Origin of the sequence: Bosea sp. AS-1 (genome assembly GCF_002220095.1) — a bacterium.
Lineage (GTDB): Bacteria > Pseudomonadota > Alphaproteobacteria > Rhizobiales > Beijerinckiaceae > Allobosea.
Genome location: NZ_CP022372.1, coordinates 193,095 through 208,265, shown reverse-complemented (window position 1 = coordinate 208,265; position 15,171 = coordinate 193,095). Strand labels below are relative to the sequence as shown.

The following is a 15,171-nucleotide window of genomic DNA, read 5'->3' as shown; positions in this document are numbered from 1 at the left end:
ATGGTCGCGATCAAGGCGCATGAAGCCGACCGAACGCTCGCGCGCCTCGATCCGGCCTGGCGCCTCATCCTGTTCTATGGGCCCGATACCGGGCTGGTCTCGGAGCGAGCCGGCAATCTCGCCCGCAAAAGCGTCGACGATCCCAATGACGCGTTCCAGCTCATCCGCATGGATGGCGACACTCTTGCTGCCGATCCGTTGAAGTTGGTCGACGAAGCCAACACGATCGGCCTGTTCGGCGGCCGTCGCGCCATTCGCGTTTCATCCACCTCGAAGCCGCTGCTCGCCGCCGTCGAGCCTCTGCTCGCAACGCCCTCTCAGGACGCCCTCGTCATCCTCGAAGCGGGCGATCTTCAGCGCAGCAACCCCCTGCGCACCGCCTGCGAGAAGGCCCGGAGCGCATTGGCAGTGCCCTGTTACGGCGATGCAGCCCGCGATCTCGGTTCGATCATCGACGAAATGGTGCGTGCTGCCGGCAAATCCATCGACCGCACCGCCCGCGATCACCTCGCGGGGCTGCTGGGCGGCGATCGTCAGACCTCTCGACGCGAGATCGAGAAGCTTCTGCTCTATCTCGGGGCCGACCCCGCTGTGACGGAAACACACATCGATGCTGTGGTCGGCGATACGGCACAACGCGAACAGGCGATGCTGGTCGATGCCGTCTTTGCCGGAAAGTTGCCGGTTCTCGACCTGGCGCAAGCCAAGCTCGCCAGTGAGGGGCTCGACCCCGGCGTGATGCTCGGCGCCGTTCTGCGCCAGGCTCTGTCCCTGCTCAAGGCCCGGCAGGCGGTGGAGGCCGGCCGAGGGGTCAAGGACGTCGTCGGCACGATGCGCCTGCCCTACCCCCGCATTGCCACCACCGAGGCCGCGCTCAACGCCTGGAACACGGCCAAGCTGACCGAAGCCATCTCCTTGCTCGGCAACGCCGTCCTCGCCACCCGCCAGAACAGCGAAACGGGCCGCGCGACCGCGACCCGTGTGTTATGGACCCTGGCCCGCCTCGCTCGCAGCAGCCGGGCCGATTGATCCGCGCTGGTCAGGCTTTCAGCCGGCGGCAGAGCGCGTCGAGCTGCTCCAGGGTCTTGTAGGAGATCTTGACCTCGCCGGCGCCATTCGGGCGGTGTGAGATCACGACAGACAATCCCAGAGCCTCTTCCAGCGCCTTTTCCAACGCGCGAGTGTCCGGATCCTTCTCGGCTCTCGGCTTGGCCGCGACGGCGCTTTTCGTTTCGCCTCGGGTCTCTTCCTGCACGACGCGCTCGATGTCGCGCACGCTCAGCCCTTCCGCGACGATCTTTTTCGCCATCAGTTCCGGGTCCGAAACAGACAGCAGAGCCCGGGCATGACCGGCTGAAACCGCACCTTCGCTCACCATCTTGCGGACCGGCTCGGGCAGCTTCGACAGGCGCAAGGTATTGGCGACATGGCTGCGGCTCTTGCCGATGACGCGCGCCAGATCGTTCTGGGTGTAATTGAACTCGGCGATCAGCCGCTCGTAGCCAGCCGCTTCCTCAATCGCGTTCAGGTCCGTGCGCTGGACGTTCTCGACAATGGCGATTTCGAGAGCTTGACGATCATCGGCTTCGACCAGGATCACCGGCACGTCATGAAGTTCGGCGCGCTGCGCCGCCCGCCAGCGTCGTTCGCCAGCGATGATCTCGTACGCATCGATCATACCGGCGATCGAACGCACGATGATCGGTTGCAGAATGCCGCGCTCACGGATCGAAGCCGTCAGATCGTCGAGGTCCTCCTCCGCGAAGCTGCGGCGCGGGTTACGAGCGCTCGGCCGCAGGAACTCGACCGGCACCCGGCGCTGGCCGCGCGCGCGCTCGATCGCTCCGATTTCCTCGCCGACATCACCGATCAGCGCCGCCAGACCGCGGCCAAGGCGGGAACGCCCCTGTTCTTCGGCCATCGCCATCCTCGTCAACCTCTGCTTTTTCTTCGACTAGGCCGCGGCGCGCAAAGCACGCTCACGCTTGATCACTTCCGAAGCCAGCCGCAAATAGGCTTGTGATCCCGAGCAGCGCAGATCGTAGAGCAGCGCCGGCTTTCCATAGGACGGAGCTTCGGAAATTCGCACATTCCGCGGGATAACAGTCTCATAGACCTTATCACCTAGGAAACTTTTCACATCTGCCATGACCTGGCCGGACAGGTTGTTGCGCGGGTCGAACATCGTCAGCACGACGCCCTGGATGATCAGCCGCGGATTAAGACCGGCACGCACCTGCTCGACGGTCTTGAGAAGCTGGCTCAAACCTTCAAGCGCAAAAAACTCGCACTGCAGCGGTACCAGCACCGCATCGGCCGCCGTCATCGCATTGATGGTGATCAGGCTGAGCGAAGGCGGGCAATCGATCAGGACATAGGTCAGATCCTGGCAGCGCTGGTCATAGATCAGCTCGTCGATCGCGTTCTTCAGCCGGTGTGCGCGATCTTTCGACGAGGCGATCTCCAATTCCACGCCGAGCAGATCGAGCGTCGAAGGCGCCAGCGACAACCCCGGCACCGCCGTCGGCTGCAAGGCCTGCCCCAGGCCGACATCACCGCAGAGCACGTCATAGGTCGAAGATTTGCGGCTGCGCCGGTCGACGCCCAGGCCCGTCGAGGCATTGCCCTGCGGATCGAGATCAACGATCAGCACTTTCTCGCCAATGGCGGCGAGGGCGGTGCCAAGATTGATGGCGGTCGTTGTCTTGCCGACGCCGCCCTTCTGATTTGCGAGCGCAATCACGCGCGGGCGGCGCGGCGTGGTCACGGATATGACGTCTGTCATGGATCGGCTCGTCTCTCGGCCGAGCGGATCATCAGGATTCGCGCGGCGTCGTCAGTCACGGAAGAAACGGTTGTTGCCTGAATCTTCCAATATCTGGCCGAGTCGGTCAATTCCGTATCTAGATGTTGTCCCTTGGGAAAGAGGCCCAGCGTGCCCGTTCTCAACAGCTCTTCGCACCAGTCGAGCAATTGAGTCAGCGGCGCGAGCGCCCGGGCCGTCACGACATCGACTTTCCCGGTGAAGTTTCCGACCACATCCTCGATCCGCGCCGGATGGACCTTGACGCGCGCACCGGTGACCCGCGCCGCATGGCGCAGGAAGGCGCATTTGCGGGCATTGCTCTCGACGAGATCGATTTGGCCGACGCCGCGCTCGGCCAGGCAGATGCCGATGACCAGCCCAGGAAAACCGCCACCAGAGCCGAGATCGAGCCAGCGCTCGCGCTCCGAGGCAAGGTTGAAGAGCTGGAGGGAATCGGCGATGTGGCGCGTCCAGACATCGGCCAGCGTGGTCGAGGAGACGAGGTTTTTGGCGGCCTGCCAGCGTTCAAGCTCCGCCACCAGCGTTGCGAGCCGCTCCTCTGTTTCACGTGAAACAGGCGTCAAGCGCAAAGCGCGTTGACGATCAGTTTTATCAACAATCACGTTGCGCCTGTGGATAAGCTCGCTGCACGGCTCCTGCGAGCATGGGCCGCCAGCAAGGTCAAAGCGGCGGGCGTCATGCCCTCGATCTTCCCCGCCTCCGCTAGGTCAGCCGGCCGGGTCGCCGCAAGCTTCGCCTTCAGTTCGTTCGAGAGCCCCGAGATCGCATCGAGATCGAGATCCTCGGGCACTTTCAGCGCTTGGTCGCGACGGTAAGCCTGAATCTCCACCGCCTGCCGGTCAAGATAGACCGCATAGACCGCATCTGCCGTTACCCGGCTCACCACGGAATCGGGATAAGCGTTGAGCTGCGGCCAGATCGCGGCAAGCTGGGCAAAAGAGACGTCCGGATAGGATAGAATCTGGTAGGCACTGCGCCGCAGGCCATCGCGGTTGAGCTGCAAGCCACCGGCCTCCGCCTGCTGTGGTGTCAACTGCAACGACTGGAGTTCCGCGCGCAAATGCTCGATCTCGCGATTGCGCGCCTCGAACGCGGCGAGGCGCTTCGCGCCGACAACGCCCAATTCGCTCCCCAGCGCTGTCAACCGTTCATCGGCATTGTCGACTCGCAGCGACAAGCGAAACTCGGCCCGCGATGTAAACATTCGATACGGTTCCGTAACGCCATGCGCGACAAGGTCGTCGACGAGCACGCCAATATAGGACCGTGCCCGGTCGAACACCGCTGCATCCGCCCCGCTGGCCGTCCGCGCCGCATTCATTCCTGCAAGAAGGCCTTGGGCTCCGGCCTCTTCGTAACCGGTCGTGCCATTGATCTGACCTGCCAGGAAAAGTCCTCCGATCGCCCGGGTTTCGAGCGTATTGCGCAGCGCCCGCGGATCAACGAAGTCGTATTCGATCGCATAGCCGGGTCGCAACATGACCGCCCGTTCCAGACCCGGAATGGTCTTGAGCAGCTCACGTTGCACGTCTTCGGGAAGCGACGTCGAAATGCCGTTCGGGTAGACCGTGTCGTCGTCGAGGCCTTCCGGCTCGAGAAAGATCTGATGACCGTCGCGATCGCCGAAGCGGCCGACCTTGTCCTCGATCGACGGGCAGTAGCGCGGGCCGCGACCCTCGATCTGCCCTGAAAACATCGGTGCGCGATGGAGGTTGGCGCGGATCAACTCGTGACTTTCCAAAGTGGTCCGAGTGATACCGCAGGAGATCTGCGGGTTGTCGATGCGTCCGGTCAGCGCCGAGAAAGGCTCCGGTGGCTCATCGCCGGGCTGCATTTCCAGCGCTGCCCAGTCGATGGTGCGTCCATCGAGCCGGGGAGGGGTTCCGGTCTTGAGCCGGCCGAGCGGAAAAGCATGGCGTTCCAGCGTTGCCGACAGGCCGACGGATGGGGCCTCGCCAACCCGGCCCGCCGGAATCTTGGTTTCCCCAATATGAATCAGACCGCGCAAAAACGTACCGGTCGTCAGCACGACCGTTCCGGTAGCGAATCGGCGCCCATCAGCGAGCAGAACAGCAGTCACGCGCCCCGCTTCGATCGCGATATCGAAAGCGTCCCCGGCGATGATGTCGAGATTCGGCTGCTCGGCCAGAAGGTTCTGAACCGCCAGCCGGTAGAGTTTGCGATCCGCCTGCGCGCGGGGGCCGCGCACGGCAGGGCCCTTGCGGCGATTGAGCATGCGGAACTGGATGCCGCCGCGATCGGCCGCAAGTGCCATGATCCCGTCCAGCGCATCGATCTCGCGGACCAGGTGACCTTTGCCCAGCCCACCGATCGCCGGGTTGCAGGACATGACGCCGATCGTCTCGGGCTTGTGCGTCACCAGTGCCGTGCGCGCGCCGTAACGTGCGGCGGCAGCTGCAGCCTCGGCGCCGGCATGGCCGCCACCGACGACGATGACATCGTAGGGTCGCGCAAGGTTTGACATAGTGTTTCGCTAACGAAGCCAGGCAGGGTGGTCAATCGTGGAGTAGGCCACCCATGTCGGCGGCCCATTTATTTCCCGATGCAGAAACCGGCAAACAGGTTGTCGAGGACATCTTCGACGCCGATCCGTCCGACCAGACGCTCCAAAGCCATGACGGCGAGACGAACATCTTCGGCAAGCAGCTCGCTGGGGGCGCCGTGGGATTGAGTCATCCGCTCCAAAGCTGCAGCCGCCGCGACAACCGCAACGCGATGACGTTCGCGCGTCAGAAGGGCCGGTTCGCCCTGCCCGAGACCGCGCAGATGCGAGACGATCGCCGACAACAGCTCGGGGAGCCCGTCGCCGTTCTTGACCGAAATGGCGTATTCGCCGGGCAGGACGACGCCGCCGAGGTCGGCTTTGGTCGCCACAGCAATCTGAGCGGCGTTCTCCGCCGTTCGGTACGGATCCGAATCGACCCCACGCAAGCTGAGAACCAGGTCGGCCCGTTCCACTAGGGCGCGCGCACGCCTGACACCTTCCGCTTCGATCGGATCGACGCTGTCACGCAGACCAGCCGTATCGATCAGGATCACCGGCAAGCCCTCGAGATCGAGCCTCACCTCAAGTGCGTCGCGCGTGGTGCCGGCCACGGGAGACACGATGGCGACGTCGCGGCGAGCCAGCGTGTTCAGCAAGCTGGATTTGCCTGCATTCGGCGGGCCGGCCAATACCACGATGAAGCCCTCGCGCACCCGCTCACCCATCGCGAAACTACCCAGCGCCGCGCGTAGCGACCGCAGGACGGAACCCGCGATCTGCAGCGCTTCTTCTTGAAGCGGGCCTTCGACATCACCTTCGTCCGAGAAATCGATCTCGGCCGCGAGCAAGGTCATGGCTTCCAGCAATCGCGTGCGCCACTGCCCCGCTAGGGTACCGAGCGCGCCTTCCATCTGGCGCAGGGCCTGCCGGCGCTGCCATTCCGTTTCCGAATCGATCAGGTCGGCGAGGCCTTCGACGGCCGCCAGATCGAGCTTGCCAGCTTCGAACGCGCGCCGGGTAAACTCTCCGGCCTCCGCCAGTCTCACGCCTGGTAGTGCCGCTAGATGCCGAAGTAGTGCCGCTAGTATCGCACGTGAGCCATGTACATGAAATTCAACGACATCTTCGCCGGTAAAACTGGTAGGGCCGGGGAAGAACAGAACGAGTCCCTTGTCGATCACCTCGTTCTGGATGTCGCGAAGCACCCGAAGGGTCGCCAATCGCGGCAACGGTACAGGTCCTGCAGTCGTTTCGAGAGCGAATCGAGCGGCCGGACCCGACATGCGCACAACCGCAACGCCGGCCCTGCCGGGTGCCGAGGAGAGCGCGACAATGGTAGGATGGCTCGCCTGATCGATCATGGTGCCGCCTCGGCGCCGGGAAGTAGCGCCCAATGAACCGCCTCTCCGGAGCCGCCAGCCCTTATCTGCTCCAGCATCGCGACAACCCCGTCGATTGGTGGGAGTGGAGTCCCGAGGCTTTCGCCGAGGCCAAGCGCAGCAACCGGCCCGTGCTGCTCTCGATCGGCTACGCCGCCTGCCATTGGTGCCATGTCATGGCCCATGAAAGCTTCGAGAGCCCGGAGACGGCTGCCGTCATGAACGAGCTCTTCGTGAACATCAAGGTCGATCGAGAGGAACGACCTGACATCGATCATGTCTATATGACGGCCCTGCACAGTCTCGGCGAGCAAGGTGGCTGGCCCCTGACGATGTTCCTGACACCAGACGGTGATGCTTTCTGGGGCGGCACCTATTTCCCGCCGGAGCCCCGTCACGGCCGCCCGTCCTTTACCGCTGTGTTGCGGCAGCTCTCAGCGATCTACCGGCGTGAGCCGGATCGGATCACGAGCAACGCCGCCGCCATCCGCACGACCCTCGAGCGCGCGGAAACCATAGCCCAGACAGAGGTCGGAGAACCCGATCTCGACCATCTCGCGGAGCAGATCGCGGGAGCTTTCGACTCTCGCGACGGCGGGCTGAAGGGCGCACCGAAATTCCCCAATGCCGGGCTGATCGAGCTGCTGTGGCGTGCCGGAAGCCGCGCAACCGAATCAGCGCCCACAATGGTGGCAGCGTCCGTCACATTGGAGCGCATGGCCCGCGGCGGCATTCACGACCATATCGGGGGCGGCTTCGCCCGCTATGCCGTCGACGAGCGTTGGCTCGTACCGCATTTCGAAAAGATGCTTTACGACAACGCCCAGCTCCTGGTGCTTTATGCGCTCGAAGCGCAGCGAACCGGCAATCTCCTTGCCCGCGAAGCCGCCACGGGAATTGTTGCCTGGCTCGAACGCGAAATGCTCCTGCCCGAGGGCGCCTTCGCTGCCAGCCTCGACGCGGATTCAGAAGGCGTCGAGGGCAAATTCTATGTCTGGACTTTGGACGACATCACCGCCGTCCTCGGATCCGAAGACGGTCTGTTGTTCGCCCAGCATTATGACGTCACCGTCCATGGGAACTGGGAAGAAACGAACATCCTCAATCGGCTCGACACGCCCGATCCGGATAAGGAAACCGCTCAGCGACTCACGGCGATGAAAGAGCAGCTTCTCGCCATCCGAATGCAGCGGGTGCCGCCGGCACGAGACGACAAGATCCTTGCCGACTGGAATGGGCTGATGATTGCCGCGCTCGCCCGCGCGTCCGGTCTGCTGGGCGAACCCCATTGGCTTGGCCTTGCAAAAGGGGCCTACCGTTTCGTTGCCGAATCGATGATGGATGGCGATGGACTGGCCCATTCCTATCGACTTGGGCGACTGATCGCGCCTGGCTTTGCTTTGGACCACGCCGCCATGATCGATGCGGCCCTTGCGCTGCATGATGCGACACTGGAACCCCATTATCTCGATGATGCGCAGCGCTGGTCTACCCATCTCGACCGGCACTACCGCGATCGGAACACCGGTCTACTCGGGATGACTCGGCATGAATCAGGCGAACTTCCGGTGCGACCGAGGCCTACTCACGATGACGCGGTGCCCAATGCTCTGGGCGTTCACGCAGCCAACCTCGTTCGGCTCGCGGCGAAGACGGGCGCGTCCGCGGACAGGGACAAGGCACAAGCCCAGTTGAAAGCGGCGGTGCAGGCCGCAGCCCGCGCGCCGATGGCGCATGGCTCGGTGCTGAACGCCTATGACCTCGCCCGTTACGGGGCCGAGATCGTCCTGGCAGGCCCAGCCCGAATGGATTTCCATCGAAGCGCGTGGAACCTGCCCTACACGACGACAATCCTGGTCGACTGCGCTGACTCGACGTCGCTGCCTCCCGGCCATCCCGCCACTGCGATGTTGCGCCAAGCCGGAGACGGCGCGGCCTTCATCTGCTTCGAAGGTCGTTGCCTGCCACCCGTCACGGATCCGAATCGATTGGCCGAGGCCGTCGCAGAGGGACGTTAGGTCGAGAGCCGACGGCGGTCGTCGGAATACCCATCGCTCAAAACGACAACGCCGTCATTCGCTGCAGATGCGATCTGCAGGAACGACGGCGCTGGAATGGAAGCCGGTTTGGACGGGATCAGGTGTTCATCGAGTCGAAGAACTCGGAGTTCTGCTTGGTCTGGCGCAGCTTGTCGATGAGGAACTCGATCGCGTCCTGCGGGCCCATCGGGTTGAGGATGCGGCGCAGCACGTAGGTCTTCTGCAGGTCCGAGCGCGGCGTGATGAGCTCTTCCTTGCGAGTCCCGGACTTGAGGATATCGATCGCCGGGAAGATGCGCTTGTCGGCCACCTTGCGGTCGAGCACGATTTCCGAATTGCCGGTGCCCTTGAACTCCTCGAAGATGACTTCGTCCATGCGTGAACCTGTATCGATCAGCGCGGTGGCGACGATGGTGAGCGAGCCGCCTTCCTCGATATTGCGCGCGGCGCCGAAGAAACGCTTCGGACGCTGCAGCGCGTTGGCGTCGACACCGCCGGTCAGCACCTTGCCGGAAGACGGCACCACGGTATTGTAGGCGCGGCCGAGGCGCGTGATCGAATCGAGCAGGATGACAACGTCACGGCCATGCTCGACCAGGCGCTTCGCCTTCTCGATCACCATCTCGGCAACCTGAACGTGGCGCGAGGCCGGTTCGTCGAAGGTCGAGGACACGACCTCGCCCTTCACCGAGCGCTGCATGTCGGTGACTTCCTCGGGCCGCTCGTCGATCAGCAGCACGATCAGATAGCACTCGGGGTGATTCGTCGTGATCGATTGCGCGATATTCTGCAGCAGAACCGTCTTACCGGTACGCGGCGGCGCGACGATCAAGGCGCGCTGGCCCTTGCCGATCGGCGCGACGATATCGATGACGCGCGGCGAGAAATCCTTCTTCGTCGGATCCTGGACTTCGAGTTTCAGGCGCTGATCCGGGTAGAGCGGCGTCAGGTTGTCGAAGTGGATCTTGTGCTTGATCTTCTCCGGGTCTTCAAAATTGACCGTGTTGACCTTGAGCAGCGCGAAATAGCGCTCGCCGTCCTTCGGGCTGCGGATCGGGCCTTCCACCGTATCGCCGGTGCGCAGGCCGAATTTCCGGATCTGCGAAGGGGAGACGTAGATGTCGTCAGGGCCCGGCAGATAGTTCGAATCCGGCGAGCGCAGGAAGCCAAAACCGTCCTGCAGGACCTCGACGACGCCCTCGCCGAGAATCTCGGTCTCGCGCGCGGCGAGCTGCTTCAGAATGGCGAACATCAGCTCCTGCTTGCGCATCGTGCTGGCGTTCTCGACCTCCACCTCCTCGGCAAAGGACAGCAGTTCGGTCGGCGATTTGCTCTTGAGCTCTTGGAGCTTGATTTCCCGCATGGGGCACCCGGATCGTAAACACCGCACAACGGCGGGGTAGGGACGGTACTGAAGTGATCGACTTTGGGCCCGAACCGGACCTGCGCTTGGGAGGGTTGCGCCATGAACCGCCGCAAGGCAGCAGACTCATGAACAGTCGATAACAGGGAGGACGCTGGAGAAGCGTGGCAATCTGATAACGGGAATCGCGATCCGGCTCAAGCGGGAAACGACAGCTTCCGTCAGAACGGTTTCACGATGACGAGAATGACGATGCCCACCATGAGCAGCGCCGGCACCTCGTTGAGAATCCGATAGTAGCGCGCCGACCGGCTGTTCTTGTCCGCGGCGAAATCCTTCACCCGTCGGACCAGCACACCATGGATTCCCGAAAGGATGATGACGAGCAGGAATTTGGCATGCAGCCAGCCACCCTTGAAGGCGAAGGCGTACCAGGCGAGGTAAAGTCCGAGCACCCAAGTCGCGATCATCGCCGGGTTGATGATGCCCTTGAGCAGCCGCCGCTCCATGACCTTGAAGGTCTCAGACTGGATCGAGCCGACCTGCGCCTCCGAATGATACACCATTAGCCGCGGCAGATAGAGCATCCCGGCCATCCAGGAGATGACTGCCATGACGTGGAAAGCTTTGATCCATTCATACATGGCTTGGACTCCCTAGCCTCGAACCGCCTTGAGCAGACGTTCGACATGAGCGATCGGCGTGTCCGGCAGGATGCCGTGGCCGAGATTGAACACGAACGGCGCATCGCCGAAAGCTGCGAGGATCGCCTCGGCCTCGCGCTCAAGCTCAGGCCCTCCCGCACGCAGGATATTCGGATCGAGATGACCCTGCACCGGGACGAGCGTCTGGACCTGCGCGCGCACGAAAGCCCGGTCGATTTCTGTCTCGAGGCCGACAGCGTCGACACCGGTTCCGCGAACATAGTCCGGGATCAACCTGCCGGCACCGCGCGGGAAGCCGATGATCCGGGCTTGCGGGTGCTCCGCACGCACACCATCGACGATCCGTTTCGTCGGCGCGATGCACCAGCGCTGGAAATCTTCGGGAGACAGCACGCCAGCCCAGCTGTCGAAGATCTGCACGGCATCGACACCCGCTGCGATCTGGGCGTTGAGGTAACGGATGGACGCTACGACGATACGGTCGATGATGGCCTGGAAGAGCGAGGGGTCCGCAGCGAACAGCGCCCGCGCCGGTCCCTGATCGGGAGTGCCGCGCCCGGCAACCATGTAGGTCGCAACCGTCCAGGGCGCGCCACAGAACCCGATGAAGCCAGTCTCACAGGGAAGGGCACTACGAACCCGCTGAACGGTTTCGATGATCGGCGAGAGCTTGCGGTCGTCTGCCAGATTATCGATCTCGGAAAGCCTTTCCTTGCTGGCCACCGGCTCCAGCCGCGGGCCCTCACCTTCAGCGAACCAAAGCTTCTGGCCCAGCGCCTGAGGCACGACCAGGATATCCGAGAACAGGATTGCGGCGTCGAAGCCGAATCGACGGATCGGCTGCAGCGTAACCTCGGCGGCCAGCCCGGGATTATAGCAAAGGGAGAGGAAGCTGCCGGCCTTTGCCCGAAGCTCTCGATACTCCGGGAGATACCGTCCGGCCTGGCGCATCAGCCAAACAGGCGGAGTCGGGAGTGTCTCGCCGGAGAGAGCTCTCAGAAAGGCAGGTCGCTCGAATGTCATAGGGCCTGCCGGGCGATCCATCTCACATCCTCTTAAAAGAGAATCCTAGAAAGACTCTTCTTTCTTTGACTCTTGGGGAGAGGGAGATAGCCCGCCACAATTTCGTCCACAACCGTTCCACAGCCGGTGGGACAGCAGGTCGCGGGGCGACGATCCAGGATAGGGGTCGTTAAGGCTTTCTTAACGAATTGAAATTCGGCGGAGCGATCCGGCACGGCCGAATGATTCACGTGAAACACTTTCTTTACCATGCACAGCGGCGAGGCTGTTGATGGCCCAGCGCGGTTGTCCAGAGGCTGCTCTCGAACTCGCTTGTTGCGAGTCTTATCCACACTGCTCCCGAGGGGTCTGGATAACCCATCGGCTCCCCCCGACTACGCCCTCGATTTGCCAAATGCCCGTCTCGGGTTAGAGGAGAAGCGAGCTTCACCGCGAGGGCTGCCGTGGTCCGCAATTATTTTCACCTCCATCTGGTCTCGGATGCGACCGGCGAGACCTTGATCGCGGTCAGCCGCGCGGCCGCCGCGCAATACGAGACCGTCTCCGCGATCGAGCATGTCTATCCCCTGGTGCGCTCGGAAGCGCAGCTCGCCCGCGTTCTGGCAGAGATCGAATCCTCGCCTGGCGTCGTGCTCTACACGCTGGTCGAGCCGGAATGGCAGGAGAAGCTGGAGAATTTCTGTCGCGAACTCGGCTGTCCCTGCCTGTCGGTTCTGCAGCCGGTGCTGTCGCTGTTCCAGTCCTATCTCGGCCAGGCTTCGGCGACGAAACCGGGCGCTCAGCACGTCCTCAATACCGAATATTTCCGTCGCATCGACGCGATGAACTACACCCTGTTGCACGATGACGGGCAGATGGGCGGCGACCTCGACAATGCCGATGTCATCCTCGTCGGCATTAGCCGCACCTCCAAGACGCCGACGAGCATCTATCTCGCCAATCGCGGCATCAAGACCGCCAATATCCCGCTCGTGCCGAACGTGCCGTTGCCGATCGAACTCGACGCGGCGAAGAAGCCGCTGATCGTCGGTCTCGTCGCCAGTCCCGACCGCATCGTCCAGATCAGGCAGAACCGCCTGCTGTCGCTGCGCGCCGATGACGAGACGCCCTATGTCGATCCCGCGGCCGTGGCCGATGAAGTCGCCCAGTCGCGCCGGCTCTGCGCGCGCAAGGGCTGGCCGGTGATCGACGTCACCCGCCGCTCGATCGAGGAGACGGCAGCCTCCATCCTCGATCTGCTGCGCGATCACCGCATGAAGTTCATCGCAACATGACGCGGCTCTGGCTTTCGCCGGCGCCGCTCGTCCTCGCCTCGGGCAGCGCCACGCGCCGGGACATGCTGTTTGCGGCTGGGCTTCCCGTGGAAATCATAAAGCCCGAGGTCGATGAGCGGGCCATCGAGAAACCTCTCACCGAGCAGGCGGTTTCCGCGGATCGGATCGCATCGGCTCTGGCGGAAGCCAAGGCGCTCGCCGTGTCGAAGCTGCACGCCGGCCGGATCGTCCTGGCTGCCGATCAGACATTGACCTGCGAGGGCCGCTCCTTTCACAAGCCGGAGACCGCAGCCGCTACCGCCGACCAGATTGCAGCGCTCGCGGGGCGGATCCATGAGCTGCATTCTGCCTTCGCTCTGGCGCAGGATGGAGTGGTCCTGGCCCAGGGACGCGAAACCGCACGACTAACCATGCGCCCGCTCGGGCCGTCATTCATCGCCCATTATGTCGAGGCCGCCGGCCCGGCCATTCTTTCGAGCGTCGGCGGCTATCAGCTCGAGGGGCTGGGCGCCCAGCTCTTCGAGTGGATCGAGGGGGATCATTTCACCATCCTCGGCCTGCCGCTCCTGCCTGTGCTGACGGCTCTGCGTGAGCTTGGCCATGTCGACCGCTGATCGGATTTCACGATGTCTCCTCGCTGCTTCGTCATCGGCCACCCCATCGCGCATTCGCGTTCGCCGCTGATCCATGGCGAATGGCTGCGGCAATATGGAATCGCCGGCTCCTATACGGGTTTCGACGTGGCGCCCGCCGATCTGCCGTCCTTCGTGATGCGTCTGCGTGAAGGGGAATTCGCCGGCGGCAACGTCACGGTTCCGCACAAGGAAGCCATGATGGCGCTGGTCGACGAGATCAGCGATGCGGGCCGGGCGGTCGGGGCGGTCAACACGCTCTGGCGCGACGGCGACCGGATTCTTGCCGACAACAGCGATGTTCCGGGCTTCCTTGCCCATCTCGACGCAACGGTTCCCGATTGGGAGAGCCGGGTGAATACGGTGCTTGTCCTGGGCGCTGGCGGTGCCGCGCGGGGCATCGCCTTCGGCTTCCAGTCCCGCGGGGTTGGCCGGATCCTGATCGCCAATCGCAGCCGCGATCGGGCTGACGAACTCGTCTCAGCCTTCGGCGCTCCATTGGAAGCCGTCGACTGGGAACGGCGCGGTGCGGCTGTGGGCGAGGCCGACCTCATCGTCAACACGACGGCACTTGGCCTGCAGGGCAAGCCGCCGCTGGACATCGATCTCTCGCGTCTGCGTCCGGGCACTATCGTCGACGATATCGTCTATGTGCCGCTCAAGACGGATCTGCTGGTCCAGGCGGAACGGCGCGGCGGCGTCATCGTCGATGGTCTCGGCATGCTGCTGCACCAGGCCGTTCCGGGTTTCACCCGCTGGTTCGGCGTGACGCCCGAGGTGACGCCGGCGCTGCGCGATCTGGTGGAAGCCGATATCCTGAAAGCCTGATTCGCAGAGTACGGACATGACTTTCGTGCTGGGCCTGACGGGCTCGATCGGGATGGGCAAATCGACCACGGCCGGGCTTTTCGAAAAGCGCGGCGTGCCGCTGCACGATGCCGACGCGGCTGTGCACCGGCTGCATCGCGGCCGGGCGGTGGTGCCGATCGCGGCAGCCTTTCCCGGTACAGTCGTCGACGGTGCCGTCGATCGTGCAAGGCTTGGGGCAGCGGTGCTCGGGAAACCCGATGCGCTCAAGCGGCTCGAAGCCATCCTCCACCCGCTGGTACGGGAGGAGGAGGAAGCCTTCCTCGCGCGCTGCCGGGCCGAAGGCGCCGGGCTTGCAGTCATCGACGTCCCGCTCCTGCTGGAGACCGGAGGCCAAGGACGGTGCGATGCCGTGCTCGTCGTCACGGCCCCCGCCGAGGTCCAGCGCGAGCGCGTCCTCGCGCGGCCGGGCATGACCGCGGACAAGCTGGAGGCGATCCTGTCCCGCCAGATGCCGGATGCGGAGAAGCGTCGGCATGCCCATTTCCTTGTGGACACGTCGCGCGGCCTCATGGCCGCGGAGCGGCAGGTCGGCTCTATCCTGATGGCGCTCGCCGGTCGCCCCGGGCGCGGCGCTGCCAGCAACTCCTGAACGA

14 protein-coding genes are annotated in these 15,171 nt (G+C 63.7%); 6 read left to right on the top strand and 8 right to left on the bottom strand.

Translation table 11 applies throughout. The features are described 5' to 3' along the window. Nucleotides 1–1,029 carry a DNA polymerase III subunit delta gene (gene holA / locus CE453_RS02635; RefSeq protein WP_089173177.1) on the top strand — a complete coding sequence of 343 codons (1,029 nt, stop codon included), beginning with the start codon at nt 1–3 and terminating at the stop codon, nt 1,027–1,029. A 10-nt stretch (nt 1,030–1,039) separates the two neighbouring features. Here the strand turns inward: holA and CE453_RS02630 are convergent, their stop codons facing one another. The 5 genes from CE453_RS02630 to mnmE form a co-directional block, all read right to left on the bottom strand. Then, nucleotides 1,040–1,921, bottom strand: coding sequence for a ParB/RepB/Spo0J family partition protein (locus tag CE453_RS02630; protein WP_089177659.1), 882 nt, complete (start codon nt 1,919–1,921; stop codon nt 1,040–1,042). 33 nt (nt 1,922–1,954) lie between these two features. Then, nucleotides 1,955–2,785 carry a ParA family protein gene (locus CE453_RS02625; RefSeq protein WP_089173176.1) on the bottom strand — a complete coding sequence of 277 codons (831 nt, stop codon included), beginning with the start codon at nt 2,783–2,785 and terminating at the stop codon, nt 1,955–1,957. Beyond that, nucleotides 2,782–3,429, bottom strand: a complete 648-nt coding sequence (gene rsmG, locus CE453_RS02620; RefSeq protein WP_248307919.1) for a 16S rRNA (guanine(527)-N(7))-methyltransferase RsmG — start codon at nt 3,427–3,429, stop codon at nt 2,782–2,784. Before rsmG ends, CE453_RS02625 begins: the two co-directional genes overlap by 4 nt. Further along, entirely contained in the window at nt 3,426–5,312 is a 1,887-nt protein-coding gene (mnmG, locus tag CE453_RS02615) for a tRNA uridine-5-carboxymethylaminomethyl(34) synthesis enzyme MnmG (protein WP_089173175.1), read from the bottom strand. Before mnmG ends, rsmG begins: the two co-directional genes overlap by 4 nt. A 68-nt stretch (nt 5,313–5,380) precedes the next feature. After that, nucleotides 5,381–6,694: a tRNA uridine-5-carboxymethylaminomethyl(34) synthesis GTPase MnmE gene (gene mnmE / locus CE453_RS02610; RefSeq protein ID WP_089173174.1), complete on the bottom strand. Its 1,314-nt coding sequence runs from the start codon at nt 6,692–6,694 to the stop codon at nt 5,381–5,383. Between the two features lie 32 nt (nt 6,695–6,726). Here mnmE and CE453_RS02605 point away from each other — a divergent pair, with 32 nt between their 5' ends. Further along, on the top strand, nt 6,727–8,730 hold the full coding sequence (locus CE453_RS02605; RefSeq protein ID WP_089173173.1) for a thioredoxin domain-containing protein: 2,004 nt from the start codon (nt 6,727–6,729) through the stop codon (nt 8,728–8,730). Between the two features lie 118 nt (nt 8,731–8,848). Here the strand turns inward: CE453_RS02605 and rho are convergent, their stop codons facing one another. From rho to hemE, 3 genes are all read right to left on the bottom strand, one after another. Beyond that, complete coding sequence (gene rho, locus CE453_RS02600; RefSeq protein ID WP_089173172.1) at nt 8,849–10,114, bottom strand: transcription termination factor Rho; 1,266 nt, start codon at nt 10,112–10,114, stop codon at nt 8,849–8,851. A gap of 221 nt (nt 10,115–10,335) precedes the next feature. Next, nucleotides 10,336–10,758, bottom strand: coding sequence for a protoporphyrinogen oxidase HemJ (gene hemJ / locus CE453_RS02595; RefSeq protein ID WP_089173171.1), 423 nt, complete (start codon nt 10,756–10,758; stop codon nt 10,336–10,338). Between the two features lie 12 nt (nt 10,759–10,770). Continuing rightward, nucleotides 10,771–11,823, bottom strand: a complete 1,053-nt coding sequence (gene hemE, locus CE453_RS02590) for a uroporphyrinogen decarboxylase (protein WP_472840975.1) — start codon at nt 11,821–11,823, stop codon at nt 10,771–10,773. A gap of 422 nt (nt 11,824–12,245) precedes the next feature. On the opposite strand from hemE, the gene CE453_RS02585 reads away from it, so the two are divergent. The 4 genes from CE453_RS02585 to coaE are packed head-to-tail and all read left to right on the top strand — an operon-like array spanning nt 12,246 to nt 15,167. After that, the gene (locus tag CE453_RS02585) at nt 12,246–13,076 is read left to right on the top strand and encodes a pyruvate, water dikinase regulatory protein (RefSeq protein WP_089173169.1); all 831 of its coding nucleotides are present in this window, start codon (nt 12,246–12,248) and stop codon (nt 13,074–13,076) included. Beyond that, on the top strand, nt 13,073–13,690 hold the full coding sequence (locus CE453_RS02580; RefSeq protein ID WP_089173168.1) for a Maf family protein: 618 nt from the start codon (nt 13,073–13,075) through the stop codon (nt 13,688–13,690). Before CE453_RS02585 ends, CE453_RS02580 begins: the two co-directional genes overlap by 4 nt. A gap of 12 nt (nt 13,691–13,702) precedes the next feature. After that, nucleotides 13,703–14,536: a shikimate dehydrogenase gene (locus tag CE453_RS02575; protein WP_089173167.1), complete on the top strand. Its 834-nt coding sequence runs from the start codon at nt 13,703–13,705 to the stop codon at nt 14,534–14,536. 16 nt (nt 14,537–14,552) lie between these two features. Beyond that, nucleotides 14,553–15,167 (top strand): dephospho-CoA kinase, encoded by a 615-nt coding sequence (coaE, locus tag CE453_RS02570; protein ID WP_089173166.1) that lies wholly within the window; start codon nt 14,553–14,555, stop codon nt 15,165–15,167. Nucleotides 15,168–15,171 lie beyond the last annotated feature (4 nt).

What these genes read in the sequence shown, in the direction of transcription:
- mnmG (WP_089173175.1), bottom strand. Translation starts at nt 5,312, where the DNA reads ATGTCAAACCTTGCGCGACCCTACGATGTCATCGTCGTCGGTGGCGGC.
- CE453_RS02580 (WP_089173168.1), top strand. Translation starts at nt 13,073, where the DNA reads ATGACGCGGCTCTGGCTTTCGCCGGCGCCGCTCGTCCTCGCCTCGGGC.
- CE453_RS02605 (WP_089173173.1), top strand. Translation starts at nt 6,727, where the DNA reads ATGAACCGCCTCTCCGGAGCCGCCAGCCCTTATCTGCTCCAGCATCGC.
- hemE (WP_472840975.1), bottom strand. Translation starts at nt 11,823, where the DNA reads ATGGATCGCCCGGCAGGCCCTATGACATTCGAGCGACCTGCCTTTCTG.
- coaE (WP_089173166.1), top strand. Translation starts at nt 14,553, where the DNA reads ATGACTTTCGTGCTGGGCCTGACGGGCTCGATCGGGATGGGCAAATCG.
- mnmE (WP_089173174.1), bottom strand. Translation starts at nt 6,694, where the DNA reads ATGATCGATCAGGCGAGCCATCCTACCATTGTCGCGCTCTCCTCGGCA.
- hemJ (WP_089173171.1), bottom strand. Translation starts at nt 10,758, where the DNA reads ATGTATGAATGGATCAAAGCTTTCCACGTCATGGCAGTCATCTCCTGG.
- rho (WP_089173172.1), bottom strand. Translation starts at nt 10,114, where the DNA reads ATGCGGGAAATCAAGCTCCAAGAGCTCAAGAGCAAATCGCCGACCGAA.
- CE453_RS02575 (WP_089173167.1), top strand. Translation starts at nt 13,703, where the DNA reads ATGTCTCCTCGCTGCTTCGTCATCGGCCACCCCATCGCGCATTCGCGT.
- CE453_RS02630 (WP_089177659.1), bottom strand. Translation starts at nt 1,921, where the DNA reads ATGGCCGAAGAACAGGGGCGTTCCCGCCTTGGCCGCGGTCTGGCGGCG.
- holA (WP_089173177.1), top strand. Translation starts at nt 1, where the DNA reads ATGGTCGCGATCAAGGCGCATGAAGCCGACCGAACGCTCGCGCGCCTC.
- CE453_RS02625 (WP_089173176.1), bottom strand. Translation starts at nt 2,785, where the DNA reads ATGACAGACGTCATATCCGTGACCACGCCGCGCCGCCCGCGCGTGATT.